This window comes from Bradyrhizobium sp. 44, from assembly GCF_023073095.1.
Classification (GTDB): Bacteria; Pseudomonadota; Alphaproteobacteria; order Rhizobiales; family Xanthobacteraceae; genus Bradyrhizobium.
In genome coordinates this window covers 336,583-359,946 of sequence record NZ_JADPIY010000020.1, presented here as the reverse complement: position 1 = coordinate 359,946, position 23,364 = coordinate 336,583, and the positions used below count along the sequence as shown (strand labels likewise).

General features: G+C 64.5%; 22 protein-coding genes. 2 read left to right on the top strand and 20 right to left on the bottom strand.

Annotated elements, in window-relative coordinates:
• Positions 1–438: 438 nt before the first annotated feature.
• The 4 genes from IVB41_RS23875 to IVB41_RS23860 form a co-directional block, all read right to left on the bottom strand.
• Positions 439–696 (bottom strand): hypothetical protein, encoded by a 258-nt coding sequence (locus IVB41_RS23875; RefSeq protein ID WP_007590640.1) that lies wholly within the window; start codon positions 694–696, stop codon positions 439–441.
• 124 nt (positions 697–820) lie between these two features.
• Positions 821–1,012 carry a hypothetical protein gene (locus IVB41_RS23870; protein ID WP_247435510.1) on the bottom strand — a complete coding sequence of 64 codons (192 nt, stop codon included), beginning with the start codon at positions 1,010–1,012 and terminating at the stop codon, positions 821–823.
• 170 nt (positions 1,013–1,182) lie between these two features.
• On the bottom strand, positions 1,183–1,485 hold the full coding sequence (locus IVB41_RS23865; RefSeq protein ID WP_247356404.1) for a hypothetical protein: 303 nt from the start codon (positions 1,483–1,485) through the stop codon (positions 1,183–1,185).
• Entirely contained in the window at positions 1,464–3,200 is a 1,737-nt protein-coding gene (locus tag IVB41_RS23860) for an adenylate/guanylate cyclase domain-containing protein (RefSeq protein WP_247435509.1), read from the bottom strand. The genes IVB41_RS23865 and IVB41_RS23860 overlap by 22 nt, the downstream gene beginning before the upstream one ends.
• 325 nt (positions 3,201–3,525) lie before the next feature.
• On the opposite strand from IVB41_RS23860, the gene IVB41_RS23855 reads away from it, so the two are divergent.
• The gene (locus tag IVB41_RS23855; protein WP_247435506.1) at positions 3,526–5,715 is read left to right on the top strand and encodes a lytic transglycosylase domain-containing protein; all 2,190 of its coding nucleotides are present in this window, start codon (positions 3,526–3,528) and stop codon (positions 5,713–5,715) included.
• 164 nt (positions 5,716–5,879) lie between these two features.
• Here IVB41_RS23855 and IVB41_RS23850 read toward each other — a convergent pair whose 3' ends face one another.
• The 16 genes from IVB41_RS23850 to eno all read right to left on the bottom strand — a co-directional run bounded on the left by IVB41_RS23850 (position 5,880) and on the right by eno (position 22,731).
• Positions 5,880–6,848, bottom strand: coding sequence for a tripartite tricarboxylate transporter substrate binding protein BugD (locus IVB41_RS23850; RefSeq protein WP_027567100.1), 969 nt, complete (start codon positions 6,846–6,848; stop codon positions 5,880–5,882).
• Between the two features lie 86 nt (positions 6,849–6,934).
• Positions 6,935–8,176, bottom strand: a complete 1,242-nt coding sequence (locus IVB41_RS23845; protein ID WP_247435502.1) for a threonine synthase — start codon at positions 8,174–8,176, stop codon at positions 6,935–6,937.
• Between the two features lie 146 nt (positions 8,177–8,322).
• Positions 8,323–9,744 carry a dihydrolipoyl dehydrogenase gene (gene lpdA / locus IVB41_RS23840; RefSeq protein WP_027567102.1) on the bottom strand — a complete coding sequence of 474 codons (1,422 nt, stop codon included), beginning with the start codon at positions 9,742–9,744 and terminating at the stop codon, positions 8,323–8,325.
• A 17-nt stretch (positions 9,745–9,761) separates the two neighbouring features.
• Positions 9,762–9,989, bottom strand: a complete 228-nt coding sequence (locus IVB41_RS23835) for a hypothetical protein (protein ID WP_027567103.1) — start codon at positions 9,987–9,989, stop codon at positions 9,762–9,764.
• Between the two features lie 21 nt (positions 9,990–10,010).
• On the bottom strand, positions 10,011–11,360 hold the full coding sequence (locus IVB41_RS23830) for a pyruvate dehydrogenase complex dihydrolipoamide acetyltransferase (RefSeq protein ID WP_247435498.1): 1,350 nt from the start codon (positions 11,358–11,360) through the stop codon (positions 10,011–10,013).
• Between the two features lie 60 nt (positions 11,361–11,420).
• Positions 11,421–11,873, bottom strand: a complete 453-nt coding sequence (locus tag IVB41_RS23825) for a nucleoside deaminase (RefSeq protein ID WP_007590624.1) — start codon at positions 11,871–11,873, stop codon at positions 11,421–11,423.
• 2 nt (positions 11,874–11,875) lie between these two features.
• Entirely contained in the window at positions 11,876–12,178 is a 303-nt protein-coding gene (locus IVB41_RS23820) for a DUF5076 domain-containing protein (protein WP_007590623.1), read from the bottom strand.
• Positions 12,179–12,181: 3 nt separating this feature from the next.
• The gene (locus IVB41_RS23815; protein ID WP_247435495.1) at positions 12,182–13,564 is read right to left on the bottom strand and encodes a pyruvate dehydrogenase complex E1 component subunit beta; all 1,383 of its coding nucleotides are present in this window, start codon (positions 13,562–13,564) and stop codon (positions 12,182–12,184) included.
• A 29-nt stretch (positions 13,565–13,593) separates the two neighbouring features.
• Positions 13,594–14,616 (bottom strand): pyruvate dehydrogenase (acetyl-transferring) E1 component subunit alpha, encoded by a 1,023-nt coding sequence (pdhA, locus tag IVB41_RS23810; RefSeq protein ID WP_247435492.1) that lies wholly within the window; start codon positions 14,614–14,616, stop codon positions 13,594–13,596.
• A gap of 374 nt (positions 14,617–14,990) precedes the next feature.
• Positions 14,991–16,508, bottom strand: a complete 1,518-nt coding sequence (adh, locus tag IVB41_RS23805) for an aldehyde dehydrogenase (protein WP_247435490.1) — start codon at positions 16,506–16,508, stop codon at positions 14,991–14,993.
• Positions 16,509–16,788: 280 nt separating this feature from the next.
• Positions 16,789–17,748 carry a GAF domain-containing protein gene (locus IVB41_RS23800; protein WP_247435487.1) on the bottom strand — a complete coding sequence of 320 codons (960 nt, stop codon included), beginning with the start codon at positions 17,746–17,748 and terminating at the stop codon, positions 16,789–16,791.
• Positions 17,749–17,914: 166 nt separating this feature from the next.
• Entirely contained in the window at positions 17,915–18,232 is a 318-nt protein-coding gene (locus IVB41_RS23795; RefSeq protein WP_007590617.1) for a septum formation initiator family protein, read from the bottom strand.
• A 199-nt stretch (positions 18,233–18,431) separates the two neighbouring features.
• Positions 18,432–18,983 carry an NADPH-dependent FMN reductase gene (locus IVB41_RS23790; RefSeq protein ID WP_247435484.1) on the bottom strand — a complete coding sequence of 184 codons (552 nt, stop codon included), beginning with the start codon at positions 18,981–18,983 and terminating at the stop codon, positions 18,432–18,434.
• Positions 18,984–19,159: 176 nt separating this feature from the next.
• Entirely contained in the window at positions 19,160–20,158 is a 999-nt protein-coding gene (locus tag IVB41_RS23785) for an MBL fold metallo-hydrolase (protein WP_247435481.1), read from the bottom strand.
• A 121-nt stretch (positions 20,159–20,279) separates the two neighbouring features.
• Positions 20,280–21,413: a zinc-binding dehydrogenase gene (locus IVB41_RS23780; RefSeq protein ID WP_247435478.1), complete on the bottom strand. Its 1,134-nt coding sequence runs from the start codon at positions 21,411–21,413 to the stop codon at positions 20,280–20,282.
• Between the two features lie 34 nt (positions 21,414–21,447).
• Positions 21,448–22,731: a phosphopyruvate hydratase gene (eno, locus tag IVB41_RS23775; protein WP_027567111.1), complete on the bottom strand. Its 1,284-nt coding sequence runs from the start codon at positions 22,729–22,731 to the stop codon at positions 21,448–21,450.
• Positions 22,732–22,855: 124 nt separating this feature from the next.
• Here eno and queF point away from each other — a divergent pair, with 124 nt between their 5' ends.
• Positions 22,856–23,344: a preQ(1) synthase gene (queF, locus tag IVB41_RS23770; protein WP_247289657.1), complete on the top strand. Its 489-nt coding sequence runs from the start codon at positions 22,856–22,858 to the stop codon at positions 23,342–23,344.
• Positions 23,345–23,364: the final 20 nt, after the last annotated feature.

The following is a 23,364-nucleotide window of genomic DNA, read 5'->3' as shown; positions in this document are numbered from 1 at the left end:
CGACGTTGTGCACGTTGCCGCCGACCTGATGACGAGACGAAGCCTAGCAGCGCCGCTCGTCGGAACGAAGCCTCGGGCTCACGGAGAGCAATCCGCCCTGCCCTTGGCCTCTCGTACCCAAACGCTGCCGCGTCCACCGCAAGCCCGGCTCGCACATGACGATCACAAGATCGCCCCTCAAGGATGAGCCGGGATGGGCGACACATACGCCAAAACCGAATTTCGGTAAAGTAGAATATTTTGGACGCGCCGGCTTGACACGGACGTGTCGAGAATTGGTCAGATGTTTTGCCCGACGGACAACCGCGACAGCTTCGCGGCGCCTGGCCGTTCGGCTTTGTCGAGACGGTCTGGACGGCGGTCGCCTTGCGGCGCTGGGTCCGTCATCGCCATGACTAGACCTCAGCGCCTCACCTTCTTGTTCCTTAAACGGGCGGGCTACGCTCGCCCTCTTGCGCGCTGGGCCTGAGCCCAGGCCGCGGTGACGTCGCGCGGCGGGACATCGACGCGCCGGATCGGCGTCAACTCGCCGGAGGCTGAGATGATCGCAGTCTCCTCGCGGCGGCAGCGCGGGCACACGAAGCGGACCTCATTTGGCGAAGCCGACCAGCTCGAACGTTTCACATTGGCCGCCATCGGCCAGGCCGCGCAATGCGAGCATGACACCAGGAACCGACCGGGATCGAGCATACCCATTCCAAAGGACTCCGCGTCCTGCCATCCCTTCAATGATTAACCCATGTGAATCGTTCCGGTGCCAAAACACCGTCAAGACACCGTCAAGACACCCTCGCGGCCCCAAACCAGGAGGCTGATCGGCTCAGTGGGCGCCCTTGAGCGTGCATGACGTGCTGCAGGTGACCGTGTTGCCGTGGTCGCACGCCTTGCAGGCGGCAACGCACTGGGCCATGTCGCGGGGATTGAAGGAGGTGTAGTTCCGCATCGCGCAGACCGGGGTCGAGCCGGTGATGTCCTGCTCCTGGTTGCAGGCGGCCGTCATGAGTCCAAACATGATGACTGCAGGAGGCGCATGGGATCGCCCTGTGAGGCACGACAAAACAATCTCGCGAGGCGCGCTGCACCGCAGCGAGCCCCGGCGATTTCCACAGCGGAAAATCGCCGCAGGCGTCCCCGCATCTGCACTGAGGATGCGCGCCAAGTGTTAAGAACGGATTGCCGGCGTCAGGCCGCAGCCTTGCTCGCGATTGCCTGCCGCATGTCCACAGCCAATTGGCGGTACTGCTCCGAAAGCTTCAGATAAAACTCGCGTTTGGTGCTGTCGGTGGCGAGCCGGGCAATCAGCTCGCATTCGGCGGTGAGCGTCTCGAAGCGTTCGAGCCTGTTCTCAAGTTCTGTCATCGGCGTGTCCCCGTCAAACGCCTCAAGGACACCAAACCTAAGCCCGGGAAATAGGTCACGGCGAACATCGTTATCGAGTAGAATCAATTTTTCCGCGCGGCCGGCTATTTCTGCTCCAACCGCCATGCGCCGTCCCAGCCCTCGTCCGGCGGATTGGCCTCGAACCGCGTGATACGGGTAAGCATTGCCCGCGACGGGCCGTCGCCGGGAACGGCTTCAAGTGCCGCGTTGAAGGCGGTACGGGCCTCGTCGAAGCGGCGGACGCGATAGGCGGCGAGGCCACCGGCGTAGTGCGAACGCAGGCTCTCATGCGCGGCAGTGAGCGCGCCTCCCCGGCCCATCACCTCGAAAATAGTTTGCGGCACGCTCTGGCCGGCGACCGCAAGACGATCGACTTCGCGCAATTCGAGGTGCGAGCCGATCGCATCCGCCGTCGCCTGCGAGATCAGAATACGGGTACCATAGGTCTTGTTGACGGCTTCGAGCCGCGAGGCAAGGTTCACGGCGTCGCCCATCACCGTGAAGCTCATCATCAGCTCGGAGCCGATGCTGCCGGTCAGGACCTCGCCGGTGGCGATGCCGATCCGCAAGTCGCACGGCACCGGCATGGCGCGGATGCCGAGGAGATCCGGGAGCTGCTTCTGGAGCGCGGGCACCTGGTCGGCCATGTCGAGCGCGGCGAAGCAGGCAAGCTGAGCCTGCTCCTCCTCCTCGATGAAGGGCGGGCCCCAATAGGACATGATGGCATCACCAATATATTTGTCGATGATGCCGCGGTTGCTCCTGATCGGACCGGACATAACGGTGAAATAGTGGTTCATCACCCTGACGAGACCGCGCGGGGTCATGCCCTCGCTCATCGAGGTGAAGCCGCTCATGTCGCAGAACATGATGGTCATCACCCGGCGCTGGCCGTCGATGGCGACCTCCGGCCGGTCTATCAGGCCCTGAACCACCTTGGGATCGATATAGCGGCCGAAGGTCTCGCGGATGCGCTCGTTCTGGCGCAACTGCTCGACCATGCGGTTGAAGGCGGCAGCGAGCTCCCCGATCTCGTCCTGGGTCGAGACGGTGATGGTCTTGTCGAAATGGCCTGCCTCGACCTCGCGGGTGCCTGCCAGCAGCAGCCGGACCGGTCGCGTGATCCCGGTGGAGACCATGATTGCAAAGGCAAGTCCGACGATCGCCGCGAGGATGGTCACGATGCCCGAGACGATGATCGCCTGGCGCTGATGGCGGATGACCTGCGCGGTGCTCACGAACACCTGCGAGAGCATCTCGGCGCGGATCGCATCGATCCGCTGGGTGAAGAGATCGCGGAGCGCGTCCACATGGACGAGCACGTCGCTCGTGGCCGCAAAGTCCTTGGCATCGAGCAGCCGGAGCAGCTTGGCGTCCTCCTCGTCGAGTTCGCGGCGAAGCTCCTTGACTGCATTCTCGATGCGCGTCTCGATCCTGGCGAGTGCCGCGTTGTCCGACGGTGTGCTCTCATCGTCGATGATCGCGTTGATCAGCTTTCGCGCGGCTTCGGCCTCCTGCTCGACCTGGGCGTCCGTTTCCCTGAAGATCTTCAGCCGCGCCGCAAAGCCCTCCTCGTCCGGCGGCGTTTGCATTTTGGCGATCACCATGCGCCGCATCGCCAGCGCCCGCTCCAGCGAACGCACATTGGACCGCGCCAGGTGGCCGTAAGCCGGAATATACCGCGCGGTCAGCTCATCCAGGAGATGGCCGACGCGGCTCGACATCACCATCGACAGGATCGCGGTGACGACCATCAGGATGATGAGGCCGAGCGCAATCCCGACGATCTTGCGCCGGATCGACTGGTTGAAAATCGGCATGGGCGCGGGACAATGGGCTGAAGAGAAAAGGCCTTGGAACCCAATACATCGGATTTGCCGCCGGGAATACGCGCAATTTGGCCGCTTGTGGCGTCCTGAACCGCCGCAATCGTCGCGCGAGCCCTGTTCGTTAATGAAAGGTTAAGAGACCCGCTCGACCCGGCGTTGTACAGGTTCCCTCGCTCCATCCGTATTTCGCCGCATTGTTGGAACAGCTTGAGGATGCGAAACGACGTCGTGTCACCATTTTTGACGCCGTTTTGATTCTCGAGCCGCATCTCGTCGCGGACTTTGGTTTGTACTGGTTTCGCAGGGGGACCACGGAATGAACCAGTGCCTACGCTCGCTCGCGTGTGTCGTTGCCGTGGCCGCTTTGGCCTTCATCCCTACAGAGCTGGCAGCGAAGAGCAGTCACAAATCGTCCGCGCCGAAGAAGACGCATGAGGCGAAAGCCGGCAAGCAGCGCCACGCCTCCGCCGGCAAGGCGCGGCACGGCAAGCATGCCGAGGCCAAGCGCAAGTCGAAGAAGCAGGAGGAGGCCCCTTCAGACAAGCCGGCAGCCCCGCCGCTGACCGGCGATCTCGCCGCGTTGAAGGATGCCATCGATCTCGCACGGAAGGGCAAGACCGAGGACGCGGGCGCGGCGCGCGACCGCATTGCCGACCCGGCGGGGCAGAAGCTCGCCGACTGGTTCATGCTGCGCCATTCCGAAAGCACGGCGAATTTCAAGCGCTACGCCGCCTTCCTCGCCGCCAATCCGGACTGGCCGAGCAGCGCGCTGCTCCGCCGCCGTGCCGAGGCGCGGCTGTGGCAGGAGAAGGCCGACGCGGCGACCGTGCACAAATTCACGATGGACCGGCCGACCAGCGCCAAGGGCAAGTTCGCACTCGCCCGCGTGCTGATGACCGAGGGCGACAGCGACAGGGCCGCGCGTCTGGTGCGCAATGCCTGGCGCATGGACGAATTGTCCGAACGCAGCGAGGAAGATTCCTACGAAGCGTTTCGCGATCTCCTGACCAGTGAGGATCATCGTGCCCGCATGGACAAGCGCCTCGGCGCCAAGGACTATGCGGGGGCGCGGCGCGCAGCCAAGCGGCTCGGCGAGGATGCGCTCGCGATCGTCAAGGCCTGCGCCGCGGTCACCGGCAAGGCCAGCAAGGCCAAGGATTACCTCGATGACGTCTCAGCCGAGGCGCGCCGTGACCTCGGCTATGTGCTGTGCCGCGCGCAATGGCATCTCCAGAATGACCGCATCGACGACGCGGCCGAGGTGATCCTGGCCGCCGCGCCCGATACGATGGCGGCGCAAGACACCGACGCCTGGTGGCGCGAGCGCCGCCTGCTCGCGCGAAAGCTGCTCGACCAGGGCAAGTTCAAAACCGCCTATGACGTAGTGCGCTCGGCGGCCGTGCCCGCGATGGAAGTCTATCGCGTCGACTATCACTTCATGTGCGGCTGGATCGCGCTGCGCTATCTCGACGATCCCAAGGCGGCGATGACGCACTTCGCCGCGATTGACGAAGGCTCCGCCAACCCGATCGCGCTGTCGCGCGCGCATTATTGGCGCGGCCGCGCGGCCGAGGCGATGAACGCAAGCGCCGATGCGCGCCTGAGCTATCAGGCAGCGGCGCGCTATCCGACCGCCTATTACGGCCAGCTCGCCCGCGCCAGGCTCGGCCTCGACCGCATCGAGCTGCGCGCGCCCGCGCTCGTGCTGGCGGCAGTCGACGCGCCGCCCGCGGACGAGCGCGTGCGCGCCGCCGACATGCTCTACGGCGTCGGTGAGCGCGACATGGTGTTTTACTACGCCGAGGATTTCGCCAAGGAGAGCACCGACGTGGCGGCACTCGAAGCGCTCGGCGAGCTCGCCGGCCGGCGCAACGATGCGCGCGTGATGCTGGAGGTCGGCAAGTCGGCGCTGGCGCGCGGGCTCGCGCTCGATCACTACGCCTTCCCGACCATCGGCATCCCTGAACATAAGCAGGTCGCGCCTGCGATCGAACCCAGCGTGATCTATTCGGTGGCACGCACCGAAAGCTCGTTCGACCAGCGCGACAAATCGGCCGCCAACGCAGTCGGGCTGATGCAGGTGACGCCGGAAGCGGGCCGCGACACCGCAAAGCGCTTCGGCCTGACCTACGACTGGGATAAGATGGTCTCCGATCCCGTCTACAACACGCAGATGGGCGCGGCCGAGCTCAGCGCGCTGATGTCGGAATACCGCGGCAACCAGATCATGACCTTCGCCGGCTACAATGCCGGCCGGGGCCGCGTGCGCGAATGGGTGCAGGCGCGCGGCGACCCCAGGGATCCCAAGGTCGATCCGGTCGACTGGGTCGAGCGCATCCCGCTGTCGGAGACGCGCAACTACGTCCAGCGCGTGATCGAGAACGTGCTGGTCTACCGCGCCCGGTTCGAAGGCAGCAGCATGATCGCCGGCAAGAGTGATCAGCGCGTGGTGACGAAGGACGCGGCGGCCGTAGCGACGCCGTTGGGGTCTACGGGGACGGAGTGATATCCGCCAACACCGGCTCTATCCCCTCATCCTGAGGAGCCTGCGAAGCAGGCGTCTCGAAGGGTGAAGGGCCCAGCTGCGCCCGCGGCCATCCTTCGAGACGGCCGCCTTGCGGCCTCCTCAGGATGAGGTCGGAGGGTGTGGCGCACAAGCGCCGCGCCGCCTCAATCCACCTTGATGTTCGCCGCCTTGATCATCGGCCACCACTTCGCGATCTCCGCCTTCTGGCGCGAGCCAAGCGCTTCGGGCGTGAGCTGATCCTGCGGCGTCATCTCCAGCCCCTGGCTTTCGAGTTGCTTCTTCACGCCGGGATCGTTGAGCGCTTCCACAGCTGCGGCGTTGAGCTTGGCAACGATCTGCTTCGGCGTACCCTTGGGCACCCACATCCCGGACCACAGCGTCATGTTGAAACCCTTCAGGCCCGCCTCCTCCGCCGTCGGGATGTCGGGCGCCGAGGACAGGCGCTTGTCGTCGGTGATGGCGTAGGCGCGAATGGTGCCGGCGCGGACCTGATTGATGGAGTTCGAGGTCTGGTCGACGATAACGTCGATCTGGCCGGCGATCAGATCGTTCAGGGCGGGCGCGGTGCCGCGATACGGCACGTATTGCAGCTTGATGCCGGAGACGCTCTCGAAATAGACGCCGGCGATGTGGCTGCCCGAGCCCGCGCCCGCGGTGCCGGCGGTCGGCGGCGACGGCCGCGACTTCAGCCAGTCCAGCAGCTCCTTCAGCGAGGTTGCGGGCACCGCGTTCTTGCTGACGACGATCATCGGATTGCTCGGCAGCAGCACCACCGGCTCCAGGTCCGCGACCAGATCGTAATTGAGCTTGTAGACGGCGCCGTTGGCAACGTGGGTGCCGAGATGGCCGAATGATATCGTGTAGCCGTCGGGGGCCGAATGCACGGCACGGCCGACGCCGATCGAGCCGCCCGCGCCAGTGACGTTCTCGATCACCAGCGGTTGCCCAAGCGATGTCCGCATCCGCTCGGCGAGCACACGCGCCATCGCATCCGACGGCCCGCCCGCCGCGAAGGGGACGATGATGGTGATGGGACGTGAAGGATAGTCGTCGGCGCGCGCGGCGCCTGCAACAGCGAGAATAGCAATCAGCGCAGCCCATGCGGCCTTCATTGTCTTCTCCCAACGATGTCATTGTTGTTTTTGTCTCTTCCCGCGTACGGGAAGAGGGATCGTTCGTGAAGAGACGAAATGCCGCGCTAGAACTGCGAATAGTCGATCGGCTTGTGGCGATCGAGCGTGCGGTTGACCGGCGGCAGCGGGTATTTCAGGCCGGTGGCGCAATTGAACAGCATCACGCGGTCACCCTTCGAGACGCGTCCGTCGGCGAGGCTGTCCTTGTAGGCGGCGTAGGTCGCAGCGCCTTCGGGGCACAGCAGCAGCCCCTCCTCGCGCGCGACCTCGTTCAGCGCCGACGAGATCTTGTCGTCGTCGACCGCGATGGCAAAGCCCTTGCTCTCGCGGACCGCGCGCAGGATAAGAAAGTCGCCGATCGCCTGCGGCACGCGAATGCCCGAAGCGATGGTGTGAGCGTCCTCCCACCGCGTGGCATGCTCGGTGCCGGCTTCGTACGCACGCACCATGGGCGCGCAGCCGGAGGCCTGCACCGCAACCATGCGCGGGCGCTTCGAGCCAATGAAGCCGATCTTCTCCAGCTCGTCGAAGGCCTTCCACATGCCGATCAGGCCGGTGCCGCCGCCGGTGGGATAGAAGATCACGTCGGGCACGTCCCAGCCGAGCTGCTCGGCGAGTTCGAGCCCCATCGTCTTCTTGCCTTCGATGCGGTACGGCTCCTTCAAGGTCGAGGTGTCGAACCAGCCGACTTTCGCCTTGCCCTCGCCGACGATCTTGCCGCAATCGTCGATATAGCCGTTGACGCGGTAGACGGTCGCGCCCTGAAGCTCGATCTCGCTGACGTTCACCTCGGGCGTATCGGCCGGACAGAAGATCGTGGTCTTGATGCCGCAGGAGGTGGCATATGCCGCGAGCGCCGCGCCGGCATTGCCGTTGGTGGGCATCGCCATGTGCTTGATGCCGAGCGCCTTGCCCATCGACACCGCCATGACGAGGCCGCGCGCCTTGAACGAGCCGGTCGGCAAGCGCCCCTCGTCCTTGACGATGATCTCGCCGCCGCCGAGCTTTGCGCCGAGCTTGGGCAGCCGGATCAGCGGCGTCGTGACCTCGCCGAGCGAGACGATGTCCTTGCATTTTCGCACCGGCAAGAGCTCGCGATAGCGCCACATGTCGGCGGGGCGCTGGCTAAGCGCATCCTTGGTCAGCGCTTTCTTCACGCCGGCAAGGTCGTAGCGCACCAGCAAAGGCTTGCCGGCCTTGGAGAGGTTATGGACCTGGTCGGCGGCGTAATGGTCGCCCTCCATCGCGCATTCGAGATAGGTGACGAAGGTCGGGCGTTCGATGGTGAGGTTGTCGTTGTCGTGCATGGGGTGGTTTCCTTCTTGTTTTGCAAACAGATCCCTCCGCTCGTCAATTGCGAGCGCAGCGAAGCAATCCAGAATCTTTCCGCGGAGGCAGTCTGGATGGCTTCGCTTCGCTCGCAATGACGGTGGCGGGCGGCGATGCGCGCTCGTCAAATATTCAGCACCCGTCCATACGCATCCAGCACGGCTTCCTTCATCATCTCCGACAGCGTCGGATGCGGGAATACCGTGTGCATCAGCTCCTCTTCCGTCGTCTCCAGGTTCATGGCGACGACGTAGCCCTGGATCAACTCGGTGACCTCTGCGCCGATCATGTGGGCGCCGAGCAGCTGGCCCGTCTTTTTGTCGAAGATCACCTTGACCAACCCCTGGTCCTCGCCGAGGGCGATGGCCTTGCCGTTGCCGACGAAGGGGAAGCGGCCGACGCGGATCTCACGGCCGTTCTCCTTGGCCTTGGCTTCGGTGAGGCCGACGGAGGCGACCTGCGGATTGCAATAGGTGCAGCCCGGGATCAGGTTCTTGTCCATGGCGTGCGGATGCAGGCCCTTGATCGCCTCGACGCAGATCACGCCTTCGTGCTCGGCCTTGTGAGCCAACATCGGCGGGCCGGCGACGTCGCCGATGGCGTAGATGCCGGGGATGTTGGTCTTGCCGTAGCCGTCGATCACGATGACGCCGCGATCGGTTTTGACGCCGAGCTTTTCGAGACCGAGATTCTCGATGTTGCCGACGACGCCGACGGCCGAGATCACGCGCTCGAACTCGGTCGTCACAGGCTTGCCCTTGCCGTCGTCAATGGTAGCAACGACGCTATCGGCCTTCTTCTCGAGCTTGGTCACCTTGGTCGAGGACAGGATCTTGATGCCCTGCTTCTCAAAACGCTTGCGGGCCAGGCCTGCAATCTCGGCGTCCTCAACCGGCAGGATCTGCGGCAGCACTTCGACCACGGTAACGTCAGAACCCATGGTGTGGAAGAAAGACGCGAACTCGATGCCGATCGCGCCGGAGCCGACCACCAGCAGCGATTTCGGCATCCGCTCCGGCACCATCGCTTCGAAATAAGTCCAGATCAGCTTCTTGTCAGGCTCGAGGCCCGGCAGCACGCGCGGCCGCGCGCCGGTCGCGACGATGATGTGCTTGGCCTGATATGTCCCCTCGCCCAGCGTGCCCTTTGGCCCCTCGACGTCGGACTTCTTCACGGTGACTTTGCCGGGCGCATCGATCGAGGCCGCGCCCCAGATCACGCTGACCTTGTTCTTCTTCATCAGGAAGCCGACGCCGTCGTTCAGTCGCTTCGAGACGCCGCGCGAGCGCTGCACCACCGCCTTCGGATCGAACGAGACGTTGTCCGCTGACAGGCCGTAATCCTTGGCGTGCTGCATGTAGTGGTAGATCTCGGCCGAGCGCAGCAGCGCTTTGGTCGGGATGCAGCCCCAGTTCAGGCAGATGCCGCCGAGATAGGATTTCTCGACGATCGCGACCTTGAAGCCGAGCTGGGCGGCGCGAATCGCGGTGACATAGCCGCCCGGACCGGAGCCAATGATGATGATGTCGAAGGATGTGTCGGCCATGGCGGCTCCCATTCAACTCAAGAGGCGCCGCGGACGCGGCGCCTGGAAATGATAACCCGGACCAGCCATTCGAGCAGGATCGCGCCGGCCATGATAGCCAGTGCGATCAGAACGACGGCCTGGCCGATGCTCCGTGCCAGCTGCTCGCCGGCAAAGAACGCGGAATGCAGAATATCGAGCCCGACAGGATTGAGTGCAACCACAGCCGAGAGCAACAAGGAGATCCAGGGCCAGCGCGTTCGCATTCACCCCCGCACCTCCCTGGGCTACACCATCATCATGACGGGATTTTCGATCAGCTGCTTGAAGGCGCCGATCAGCTCCGCGCCGAGCGCGCCGTCGATGGCACGGTGATCGCAGGACAGGGTCACGCTCATCATGTTCGCGATCTCGATCTTGCCGCCGCGGACGACTGGCCGCTCCTCGCTGGTGCCGACTGCGAGGATCGTCGCGTGCGGCGGATTGATCACGGCGGTGAAGTGGCTGATGCCGAACATGCCGAGGTTGGAAACGGCCGTGGTGCCGCCCTGGTATTCTTCCGGCTTCAGCTTGCGCGAGCGGGCGCGTGTCGCAAAATCCTTCATCTCGTTGGAGATGGTCGACAGCGTCTTGGTCTCCGCCTTGCGGATGATCGGCGTGATCAGGCCGCCGGGCATCGCCACCGCAACGCCGACGTCGGAATGGTGGTGCTTGACCATGCCGCTTTCAGTCCAGCTCACATTACAATTTGGGATCTTCTGCAGCGCCACCGCCATCGCCTTGATGACGAAGTCGTTGACCGAGATCTTGTAGAGCGGCTTCTTCTCCTTGTCCTTCGGCGCGGCGGCGTTGATCTCCTCGCGCGCGGCGAGCAGCTTGCCGATGTCGCAGTCGATGGTGAGGTAGAAGTGCGGGACGTTCTGGATCGACGCGGTCAGACGCTGCGCAATCGTGCGCCGCATGCCGTCATGCGGGACGACCTCGTAGGAGCCCGGCTCGAACAGCGACAGGATCTGCTTGTCCGACATGGTCGGCGCGATCGAGGGCGCGCCTGACGGCGTCGCCGCGGGAGCCTTGAGGCCCTTGCCGGACCTGGCCTGCTCGACGTCGCGGGCCACCACGCGGCCATGCGGGCCGGTGCCAGTCACCATCGACACGTCGAGGCCGGATTCCTTGGCGAGACGACGCGCCAGCGGCGAGGAGAACACGCGGCCGCCATGTCCGTTGCTCTGCACGGCCGGTGCTGCGGCCTGCGGTGCAGGTGCTGCGGCGGGCGCCGGGGCGGCCTTGGGCGCAGCAGCCGCAGGAGCCGCTGCGGCAGCGGGAGCTTCAGCAGCTTTCGGAGGTGCGGTGGAAGCACTGGGCTTGGCGGCACCTGCCGCCTTCACGTCCTCGCCCTCGCCGGCCAGCACCGCGATCACGTCATTGACCGGGACGTCCTGCGTGCCCTCGGGCACGAGGATCTTGGCGATCGTCCCCTCGTCGATGGCCTCGACCTCCATGGTCGCCTTGTCGGTCTCGATCTCGGCGATGACATCGCCGGATTTGACCTTGTCGCCTTCCTTCTTCAGCCACTTGGCGAGGTTGCCCTTCTCCATCGTCGGCGAAAGAGCGGGCATCAGGATGTTGATGGGCATGCTGACCTCAAGAAGAACTTTGCAAAATTCCGTCTCCGGACCGAAGACGGACAGACCAGGTTAGTTGCCGATGTCGCCCTGCCACAGGCGCTCATTGGCAGGAATAGAACGCCAATTTTTCATCATGGTGATGGAGCGGTCGTCGGCAAGGTCGATCCACGGGATGCCGAACTTGTCGAGAATGTCCTTGGAGCCCTCGAAGGTGACGGACTCTCCGATCACCACGAGCTTGACCTTGAACAGCGCGAGCGCACCGGCACACATCGCGCATGGCGACAGCGTGGTGTACATGACGGTATCGTGGAACGAAATCGCACCCGCCTCGCGCAGGCAACTCATCTCGCCGTGCAGGATCGGGTTGTTCTCCTGCACGCGATTGTTGTGGCCGCGGGCGATCACCTTGTTGTCGCGGGTCAGCACGGCGCCGATCGGCAGGCCGCCTTGCGCGATTGAGGCTTCCGCCTCGCGGATCGCCTCCAGCATGAAATCGAAATGATAGGATTCGATCGCCACGGTCAGTGCCCCTTCCCGCGCGGCGTCGTGGTGCCGGTGTCGGTAGGACGCTCGATCTCGGCCTGGAACATCTCGATGATCCGGTTCAGCGCGTCCTCCTCGGTGTATTCGCTCTCGCGCGCATAGGCGCGCGCGGCGTGACGGGCGAGATCGACGAGCAGCAGGCCCCACATGTCGGGCTCGTCGAAGGCCCGCTGGAACGCCATCGACAGCCCGCCGTCCAGCACGAACACGCGCAGGATCTCGACCGCATCATCGCGGACGAGGACGTCGGGTGGCAATGGCTGCTCCTTCGGGCCCGCCATGGTCTACCTGTAGCAGACGGCTTTGGCGGCCTCGACCACTTCGGCCGCCGAAGGCAGCGCGAGCTTCTCCAGGTTCGCGGCATAGGGCATCGGCACGTCCTTGCCGGAGACCCGGACGACCGGCGCATCCAGATAGTCGAAGGCATTCTCCATGATCCGCGCGGCGATCTCGGCGCCGACACCGCTCTGGGCCCAGCCCTCTTCCACCGTGACGGCACGTCCCGTCTTCTTGACCGAGTTGACGATGGTCTCGGTGTCCATCGGACGCAGCGTGCGCAGATCGATCACCTCGGCCTCGATGCCGTCCTTGGCGAGCTCGTCGGCGGCCTTCAGCGCGTAGCTCATGCCGTTCGACCAGGAGATGATGGTGACATGGCTGCCGGAGCGCACGATGCGCGCCTTGCCGATCGGAATCACGAAATCGTCGAGCTTCGGCACCTCGCCGGTGTGACCGTAGAGCATCTCGTTCTCGAGGAAGATCACCGGATTGGGATCGCGGATCGCAGCCTTGAGCAGGCCCTTGTAATCAGCGGCCGAGAACGGCGCGACGACCTTGAGGCCCGGGACGTTCGAATACCAGGACGAATAATCCTGGCTGTGCTGGGCGGCCACGCGGGAAGCGGCGCCGTTGGGCCCGCGGAACACGATCGAGCAGCCCATCTGACCGCCGGACATGTAGAGCGTCTTGGCCGCGGAGTTGATGATCTGGTCGATCGCCTGCATGGCGAAGTTGAAGGTCATGAACTCGACGATCGGCTTCAACCCGCTCATCGCGGCGCCGACCCCGATGCCGGCAAAGCCGTGCTCGGTGATCGGCGTGTCGATGACGCGCTTGGCGCCGAATTCCTGAAGCAGTCCTTGCGTCACCTTGTAGGCGCCTTGGTATTCCGCGACCTCTTCGCCCATCACGAAGACGTCGGCGTCGCGGCGCATCTCTTCGGCCATGGCATCGCGCAGGGCTTCGCGGATGGTCTGCGTCACCATCTCGGTGCCGGCGGGCACTTCCGGGTCGGGCTCTGCGACGGCTTGCGGCGCCGGCGCGGCTTTGGGAGCTGGCGCTTCGGCTTTTGCCGCGGCGGGGGCCACGGATTCTGCAGCCTTCTGCTGCTGCGCAGGCGCCTTGGCGAGATCGGCGGCACTCTCGCCATCGGCCAGAATCGTCGCGATCGGCGTGTTCACCGCGACGTCGGCGGTGCCCTCGGGGATCAGGATCTTGCCGAGCGTACCTTCATCGGTCGCCTCGACCTCCATGGTCGCCTTGTCGGTCTCGATCTCGGCTATGACGTCGCCGGACTTGATCGTCTCACCCTCTTTTTTCAGCCATTTGGAGAGGTTGCCCTTCTCCATCGTGGGCGACAACGCGGGCATCAGCACTTGAATTGGCATATCGACTCCAAAAGAAAGCTTGCGCGCGTTCAGCGGTAAATATCGGTCCAGAGCTCGGCGGCATCCGGCTCGGGATCATGCTGGGCGAAATCGGCGGACGCGTTGACGATGTCGCGCACCTCGGCGTCGATCGCCTTCAGATCCTGCTCGCTGACCTTGGCGGCCAACAGGCGATTGCGCACCTGCTCGATCGGATCCTGGTCGTGGCGGACTTTTTCGACCTCCTCGCGCGTTCTGTACTTTGCGGGATCCGACATCGAGTGGCCGCGATAACGGTAGGTCTGCATCTCCAGGATGAAGGGGCCCTTGCCGGCGCGGCACCACGCCGCCGCCTCGTCGCCGGCAGCCTTCACGGCACGGACGTCCATGCCGTCGACCTGCTGGCCGGGAATGTTGAAGGAGGCGCCGCGCTTGGAGAAATCCTGCTGCGCCGAGGCGCGCGAGACCGAAGTGCCCATGGCGTAGCGGTTGTTCTCGATGACGTAGATCACCGGCAGCTTCCAGAGCTCCGCCATGTTGAAGCTCTCATAGACCTGGCCCTGGTTGGCCGCGCCGTCGCCGAAATAGGTGACGCTGACATTGTCGTTGTCGCGATAGTGATTGGCGAAAGCGAGCCCGGTGCCGAGCGAGACCTGGGCGCCGACGATGCCGTGGCCGCCGTAAAAGTGCTTCTCCTTGCTGAACATGTGCATGGAGCCGCCCTTGCCCTTGGAATAGCCGCCGCGACGGCCCGTGAGCTCCGCCATGACGCCGTTGGCCTCCATGCCGGTGGCGAGCATATGGCCGTGATCGCGATAGCCGGTGATGACCTGATCGCCCGGCTTCAGGGCCATCTGCATCCCGACCACTACGGCCTCCTGGCCGATATAAAGGTGGCAGAAGCCGCCGATCGCGCCCATGCCGTAAAGCTGGCCGGCCTTTTCCTCGAACCGCCGGATCAGGAGCATGTCGCGGAGCGCCTTGAACTCCTGCTCCCTGGTGAATTCCGGGGGCGAACCGCCGTCGGTCTTGTCCTGTGCAGTGCTTGCGGCGGCTTTCTTGGGTGCGGCCATGGGAATTCCGGGTCAGAGAAAACTTCAGCCCTGTCTAACCCAACTCAAACGCCCTTGGAAAGCACCGCGGCGGCATGGCACGACTTTCATTATGCCGCACTGCAACGCGATCGTAATATTGGAAAATCTTTGGCGCGGATCAGGCAACAAATTTAATCACTGACGCCGTCCGACACAGATTCGTGGCCGCATCAAGAACTGCGAGCCACCATTGTCCTGCCTGCCGAAACCAAGCGCATGAGTCTGGCGCCGAAGCTTCCACAGCGTCATGGCCGGGCTTGTCCCGGCCATCCACGTCTGGCCCAACGGCACGAAGGACGTGGATGCCCGGGACAAGCCCGGGCACGACGACCTCCTGAGTGCCACATCCCCGATCAGAAGAAGCCGAGCTTCTTGGGGCTGTAGCTGACCAGCAGGTTCTTGGTCTGCTGGTAGTGATCGAGCATCATCTTGTGGGTCTCGCGCCCGACGCCCGACTGCTTGTAGCCGCCGAAGGCCGCATGCGCGGGATAGGCATGGTAGCAGTTGGTCCAGACCCGGCCGGCCTGGATCGCCCGGCCGAAGCGATAGCAGCGGTTTGCGTCGCGGCTCCAGACGCCGGCCCCGAGGCCATAGAGCGTGTCGTTGGCGATCTCGAGCGCCTCTTCGTCGCTCTTGAAGGTCGTGACCGAAACGACCGGGCCGAAGATCTCCTCCTGAAAGACGCGCATCTTGTTGTGGCCCTCGAACACGGTCGGCTGGACGTAGAAGCCGCCGGCGAGATCGCCGCCGAGCTCCGCGCGGCCGCCGCCGGCCAGCACCTTTGCTCCCTCCTGCTTGCCGATGTCGATGTAGGAGAGGATTTTTGCGAGCTGCTCGCCCGATGCCTGCGCGCCGATCATGGTGTCGGCCGCGCGCGGGTCGCCCTGCTTGATCGCGGCGACGCGCTTCAGCGCACGCTCCATGAAGCGGTCATAGATGTCGGCATGGACCAGCGCTCGGCTCGGACAGGTGCAGACCTCGCCCTGGTTCAGCGCGAACATGACGAACCCTTCGATCGCCTTGTCGAAGAAATCGTCGTCTTCGGCGGTGACGTCGCTGAAGAAGATGTTGGGCGACTTGCCGCCGAGCTCGAGCGTGACGGGAATGAGGTTCTGGCTGGCATATTGCATGATCAGCCGGCCCGTCGTGGTCTCGCCGGTGAAGGCGATCTTGGCGATGCGCGGGCTGGACGCGAGCGGCTTGCCGGCTTCCAGACCAAAGCCGTTGACGATGTTGAGGACGCCGGGCGGCAGAATGTCGCCGATGATCTCGGCCCAGACCATGATCGAGGCCGGGGTCTGCTCGGCCGGCTTGAGCACAACGCAATTGCCGGCGGCGAGCGCGGGCGCGAGCTTCCAGCAGGCCATCAGCAGCGGGAAGTTCCAGGGAATGATCTGGCCGACCACACCGAGCGGTTCGTGGAAATGGTAGGCGACGGTGTCGTGATCGATCTCGCCGATCGAGCCTTCCTGGGCGCGGATGGCGCCGGCGAAATAGCGGAAATGATCGATGGCGAGCGGGAGGTCGGCGGCGCGGGTCTCGCGGATCGGCTTGCCGTTGTCCCAGGTCTCGGCGATGGCGAGACGCTCGAGATTGTCTTCCATGCGGTCGGCGATCCGGTTCAGCATCGCAGCGCGCTCGGCGACGCTGGTGCGGCCCCAGGCGGCCTTGGCGGCATGCGCTGCGTCGAGCGCTGCCTCGACGTCCTGCGCGTCGGAGCGCGCGATCTTGCAGACGATCTGGCCCGTCACCGGCGAGGCGTTGTCGAAATACTTGCCGGAGATCGGCGCGACGAATTTACCGCCGATGAAATTGTCATAACGTTCGGCGAAGGGACTTTTGGTGACGCTGAGGAATTCTACCTTGTTCATTGATCACTCCCGATGTTTGCTGTTTGCGCAATTCGTCGCGTGGTCGCGACTTGCGCCGACGATGTCGCGGGAGGCGTCTTCTGTCAGCCCTGATAGGAGCGATCACGGAGTCGACCTGTCGCAGTTCTGCGACAGGTGGCGAGGCTGCACCACAGACGCGCGCCTCATCCTGAGGAGCGCGCCTCCGCGCGCGTCTCGAAGGATGGCCACGGGCACAGAGGTGGCCTGCATGGTTCGAGACGGCGCTTACGCGCCTCCTCACCATGAGGAGACAGATTTCTCAGTGATTCAGGGAAAACCGCTTGAGCTTTCTGTGCAGCGTAGCGCGGCTGACGCCGAGGGCTTTGGCGGCCGCCGAGACATTGCCGCCCGCGCGCAAGAGCGCCCGCTGCAACACTGCGCGCTGACCGCCGGCAAGATGGTCGCGCGCGGTGTCGCCGCCGAGGAGATCGGCGGCAGGCATCGGCTGCAATGCCCGGCCTGGCGCAATCCCGAGTCCCGCTCGGGCGGACCGGGTCGCGCCGATCACGAGATCGTCCGCATCGACTGCAACGAGGCCGCCGCACTGGCCGTCCGCAGCTTGCGTCAGCACGATGCGGGCATAGGCGAAGGCCCTGCGAAACAGATCGGCCTCGATACGCTTGGCCGCCTCACCAGCCGCGAGCGCGATCAGACTGGAAAACACGTCGGTACGGTCGGCGCGGCAGGAGGAGACGTCGAGCACGCCCGCGAACGCAGCCTCATGGTCGTAGATCGGAACGGCGGTGCAGCTGAGAAGGGTGTTGCGGGTGAAGAAATGCTGATCGCGGTCGATCGTCAGCGGCCGCTGCTCGACGAGGCAGGTGCCGATGCCGTTGGTGCCCTCATGCTCCTCGCTCCAGAGCGCGCCGGTCCAGAGGCCCCAGGACTGAAATGTCGCGTCGTCCGCAGGAGTGCCGCGGCGATCGACCGGCACACCCTCACCGTCGGCGAGCAGCACGCAGCAGCCGCTGGCGCCGACCGCCTGGTAGAGCCGGTCCATCGCACCTCGCGCAGCGGCGAGCAACGGCGCGACGCGCTCGCGCGCGCGGTGCAGCTCGGCTTCGCTCAGCCGGTTCGGCGCGCTGCGGCCGGCGGGATCGAGACGATGCAATCGGGACGAACGGCGCCACGAGGCCACGAGCGACGAGCGTGCCGCCTGGCCTGACGTAATGGCGGCCTCGACACGGGCCGCGTGATGCCGGGGGGATTGCCCATTCATCACTGTTTCCTCCGGGTGGCAATCTAGACGGCGCCGGCACGGCCCGGTTGATCTGCGTCAACCCTGGCCGTGGTGATAGAAGCCATGAGCCCGTCGCGGCGCTGCCGTCAAGGCAGCAATCCGGTTCCAGCCCTCCAACTTCGGCCTTCAACTTCAGGAAGAGTTGTCAGTTCGCCGGGATCGTCCGGACGAGATCGCGCGGATTGACGTAGTCGAGCTGGAAGCGCGCCCGCTCGTCCAGCATGTCGGGGTCGATCTTCGCGGAGCGCAGCAGCGAAACGCGCTGCTCGCTCCTGGCGCGCTCGCGCTTGAGCTGGGCCAGCTCGCTGGTCAGCGCCACGATCTCCTGGTCGAGCTCCTGGCGGGCATTGAGGCCGTATTTGCCGGTATAGGCGTTGACGCCGAAATAGCCGACGATGGCGGCCGCCATCGCATAGAGGGCGAGACCGGTCAGGATCGATTTCAGGCGCGCGCGGGAGACCATCCTGGGAAGATGGGACAGGTTGGTTAAGGGCGCGCTAATTTCGGGCGACTGACGCAGGCGGACCCCTCATGGTGAGGAGGCGCAAAGCGCCGTCTCGAACCATGAAGGCCCGGCAATTTCCCGGAGCCATCCTTCGAGACGAACGCTTCGCGTTCTCCTCAGGATGAGGGCCTACGCTGTGGCTGCGGGCGATTTAGCCTCAGCCGTGGTGCTTCGCCACGTGCACCGCAAACGCGTCGATATAGGCCTGGAGCACCGGCTTCAGGGACTCCTTGGTCAGGTTGCCGTCGGCATCGAAAGCGTCGCCGACGCCGTTCAGATAGGCCTCGGGCTGCTGCATGATCGGGCCGGAAATGCCCGGCAGGATGTTCTGCAGCGTCTTGGCCGCGCTGACGCCGCCGAGCGGGCCCGGCGAGTTCGAGATGATGCCGACCGGCTTGCCGTTGAACGAGCTCTTGCCATAGGGCCGCGAGGCGACGTCGATGGCGTTCTTCAGCACGCCGGGGATCGCGCGATTGTATTCCGGCGTGACGAAGATGACGCCGTCCGACTTCTGGATCTTTTCGCGAAAAGACAGCCAATCGGCCGGCGGCGCGCCCTCGAGGTCCTGGTTGAAGAACGAGATGCCGGCCGGCGTGATGACCTCGAGCTTGAGCGAAGCCGGCGCGAGCTTGGCGAGCGCATGAGCGATCTTCAGCGAGAAGCTGTCCTTGCGCAGGCTGCCGGCGATCGTGACGATATTGTAGGCCATGGAGTGTCCTCGAAATCTTCAGCGGGAGTGCCGGGGCGGCACTTAAGCGGTCCCGAGCGATGGATGCAAGTGCATGGACCGGTCGGATTTGGAAACGCTGGGTTTCTGAACGGTTGCCCAAACAATCAGGCCGCCAAGTGGCGGCCTGACTCCTCGGCACAAATCTGCAAATCGGCTCAGATCGTCGGATTCCACGCCGACGGGATCAGGCGATATTTGGCGCCGTCCTTCTCGACATGGCCGACCGAGGGGAAGGTGAAGTGGAAGCCGATCACGGTCGCCTTTTCGGCTGCCGCCATGTCGTAGAATTTGTGGCGGGTCTCCTGCGCCAGCGCAGCATCGGTGTCGAACATCACATGCCAGTCCGGATTGCGCAGGAAGAACTCTGGGATGTTGGTGACGTCGGACTGGATCAGCACCTTGGCATCGCCCGAGGCGACCGCGAACGAGGTGTGCCCGGGGGTGTGGCCGGGCGTCGCGATCGACGTGATGCCCGGCGCGACCTCCTTGCCCCACTCGTATTTCGTCACCTTGGATTCGAGGCCGGCAAAGGTCTTCTTCACGTTGGCGAAGTAGTTCTTCATCATCGCGTTGGACTCGGCCTTGGCGGCGTTGTCCTCGCTGGTCCAGAACTCCCAGTCCTTGCCCGGCACCATGATCTCCGCATTGGGGAAGGCAAGCGCGCCGTCGGCGAGACGAATGCCGTTGGTGTGATCCGGATGCAGATGCGAGAGCAGCACCACGTCGATGCTCTTGGGGTCGACGCCAGCGGCTTGGAGGTTTTGCAGCGTGCGGCCGACGGCGCCCTTGCTGGACTCCAGATTGGCGACACCGTTGCCGGTATCGATCAGCACGAGCTTGGAGCCGGTGTTGATGAGCTGCGGGTTGAACGGCACCGTGACCATGCCCTTCGGCATGTAGGCCGCCTCGCCCGCGGCCAGCGCTTCCTCCCTCGGCGCGTTGACGACGAACTTGTCCGGCATCGGGAAAGTGCGCGCGCCGTCATTGATCGAGGTGCACTCGTAGCTGCCGACCTTATAGCGGTAGAAGCCCGGCGCCTGCGTGCCGGCTTGCGGCACCGCGGCGTTTGCGGCGGTCGATCCAAGCTTGGTTACGGCTGCCGCACCGAGGGCGGCGGCGCCTGTGAGCAAATGGCGGCGATTGAGATCGGTCATGGAGAGGTCCCCTTCTGAGCGCGCCTTGCGGATTTTTCCGCTTTCAATGGCGGCGGAATAATCCCCCGCTTCGCTCAGAAGGCAAGACCTTCTTTGGGTGACGTGCAGTCGCACGCCGCGATTATTTATTTGGGTTGATGAGGAATTTTTCGCCGGTGGCGCGTTTGGCGTAGACCGCGATGTTGGCGGGATCGAGCGCCTCTGGAAGTGACACCACCTTGGTGTAGTGGCTGGCAAACGTGGTCTTCAGTTCGTCGACCACGCGCTGGCGCAGCCTGGCCCCGTCCGCCTGGCCGATCTTCATCAGAAACGGAAACAGCAGCCAGCCGCCGACGCTCCAGGCCATGCCGAAGCCGCGCGGCAGCTCGATCGGGCGGACATCGAGTGCGCCGTAGACGTAGACCTGCTTGTGCACGTTGGAGCCGTAGCGGCTGTATTCCTTCGCGGTCTTGTTGATCGCGACTTCCATACAGTTGAGGATGTCGCCCGCGAGCTTGCCGCCGCCGATGGCATCGAAGGCGATGGTGGCGCCGGTCTCGACCAGCGCATTGGTGAGATCGCCGAGGAAGCTCGGCGCGGTGGAATCGACGACGTATTTGGCGCCGATCTTGTGCAGTATGTCGGCCTGCTCCTTGCTGCGGACGATGTTGACCAGCGGGATGCCGTCCTTGATGCAGATCTTGTTCAGCATCTGGCCGAGATTGGAGGCGGCCGCAGTGTGCACCAGCGCCTTGTGACCCTCGCGCCGCATGGTCTCGGTCATGCCGAGCGCGGTCAGCGGATTGACGAAGCAGGAGGCACCTTCGGCCGGCGTGGTGCCGTCCGGCAGCGGCAGGCACTCGCGCACTTTCAACGTGCGATACTGCGTATACATCGCGCCGCCGATCATGGCGACGGTCTTGCCCATCAGGGCCTTGGCGGCATCCGACGAGCCGGTCCTGATCACGACTCCCGCACCTTCGTTACCAACCGGCATGGACTCGTCGAGCCGGCCTGCCATCGCCCGCATCGCGCCTTCCGGCACCTTCGCGGTGATGACGGGAGCGCCCTTGTCGCCCGAAGCCTTTGCCGTGCTCATGTCGGCCGCGCCGATCAGGAGCCCGAGGTCGGACGGGTTGATCGGCGCCGCCTCAACGCGGACGACGACCTCGTCCGCGGCGGGTTCGGGGGTCGGCACGTCGAGCAGCGAGATTTCGAGCTCGCCGCTCTTCTTGATCAGCGAACGCAGTTGCAGGCCGTTTTTGCCGTCGCTCATGTCGATCCTCCCCTGTTTTTGTCCGACCGCTGGCTTATGCCAGAGCCTTCAGTGCCGCCTTGCCGCCGTAGAGCGCCTGCTTGCCGAGCTGCTGCTCGATGCGCAGGAGCTGGTTGTATTTGGCGGTGCGATCGGAGCGTGCAAGGGAGCCGGTCTTGATCTGTCCGCAATTGGTGGCGACCGCGAGGTCGGCGATGGTGGAATCCTCGGTCTCGCCGGAGCGGTGCGACATCACCGAGGTGTAGCCGGCCTTGTGCGCCATCTCGACGGCGGCGAGCGTCTCGGTCAGCGTGCCGATCTGGTTGACCTTGATCAGGATCGAGTTGGCCCGTCCGGCCTTGATGCCTTCGGCAAGGCGCTTGACGTTGGTGACGAAGAGATCGTCGCCGACGAGCTGGCACTTCTTGCCGACGAGGTCGGTCAGCTCTTTCCAGCCGTCCATGTCGTCTTCCGACATGCCGTCCTCGATGGTCACGATCGGATAGCGCGAGACGAGGTCGGCAAGGTACTTGGCCTGCTCGGAGATCGAGCGGGTCTTGCCCTCGCCTTCGTAGACGTATTTGCCGTCCTTGAAGAACTCGGTCGAGGCGCAGTCGAGCCCAATGACGATGTCGGAGCCCGCCTTGTAACCGGCCTTGCCGATCGCGTTCATGACGAATTCGAGCGCGGCGTCCGCCGACGGCAGGTTCGGGGCAAAGCCGCCCTCGTCGCCGACATTGGTGTTGTGGCCGGCCTTCTTCAGCTCCGACTTCAGGGTGTGGAAGACCTCGGCGCCGTAGCGCAGGCCCTCGGCAAAGGAAGACGCGCCAACCGGCAGGATCATGAATTCCTGGAAGTCGATCGGGTTGTCGGCGTGCATGCCGCCATTGATGATGTTCATCATCGGCACCGGCAAGAGACGCGCCGAGGTGCCGCCGACGTAACGGTACAGCGGCATGTCGAGCGAGTTCGCAGCCGCCTTGGCGCAGGCGAGCGAGACGCCGAGAATGGCGTTGGCTCCCAGCCGGCTCTTGTTCGGCGTGCCGTCGAGGTCGATCATGATCTGGTCGAGCTGGGCCTGCTGCTCGACATCGAGGCCGTTCAGCGCCTCGAAGATCTCGCCGTTGACGGCGCCGACCGCCTTGGTGACGCCCTTGCCGAGATAGCGGGCCTTGTCGCCGTCGCGCAGTTCCACCGCCTCGTGGGCGCCGGTGGAGGCGCCGGACGGCACGGCAGCACGGCCAAGCGCGCCATCTTCCAGCACGACGTCGACCTCGACGGTGGGATTGCCCCGGCTATCCAGGATTTCGCGTCCGATGATGTCGATGATGGCGGTCATGAGGGCCTCTTTTCGGGGGACTAAGCAGTCAGTTGGGGTGCTTCTACCGCAATGCATCGAAGCGGAAAAGGCCGGGTGACGGCCGCACGATGATTGGCTAAGAGGGCGCCACGGAGGCGGCCTGATGTCGAAAAAGCCCAGCAAATCGAACAACTCAAGCTCGGATTCAGCTGCCCTGCAGCTTGGCCGCGCCGTGGAATGGCCGGATGCGCCCGAAAAAGCCAAGCTCGACCGCGTGCCCAATCCGCAAGGCGGCACCGATTATCTGGTACGCTTCACCGTGCCGGAATTCACCTCGCTCTGCCCGGTCACGGGACAGCCGGATTTCGCACATCTGATGATCGACTACGCCCCCGGCCAATGGTTGCTGGAGTCGAAGTCGCTCAAACTCTACATCGCGAGCTTCCGCAATCACGGCGCCTTCCACGAGGACTGCACCGTCATGATCGGCAAGCGCATCGCGAGCGAGATCAAGCCGAAGTTCCTGCGCATCGGCGGCTACTGGTATCCGCGCGGCGGCATCCCGATCGACGTGTTCTGGCAGACCGGCCGTGCGCCGAAGGGATTGTGGGTGCCCGAGCAGGGCGTCGCGCCTTATCGCGGGCGGGGCTGAGCTCTCTCTCGTGTCCAGGC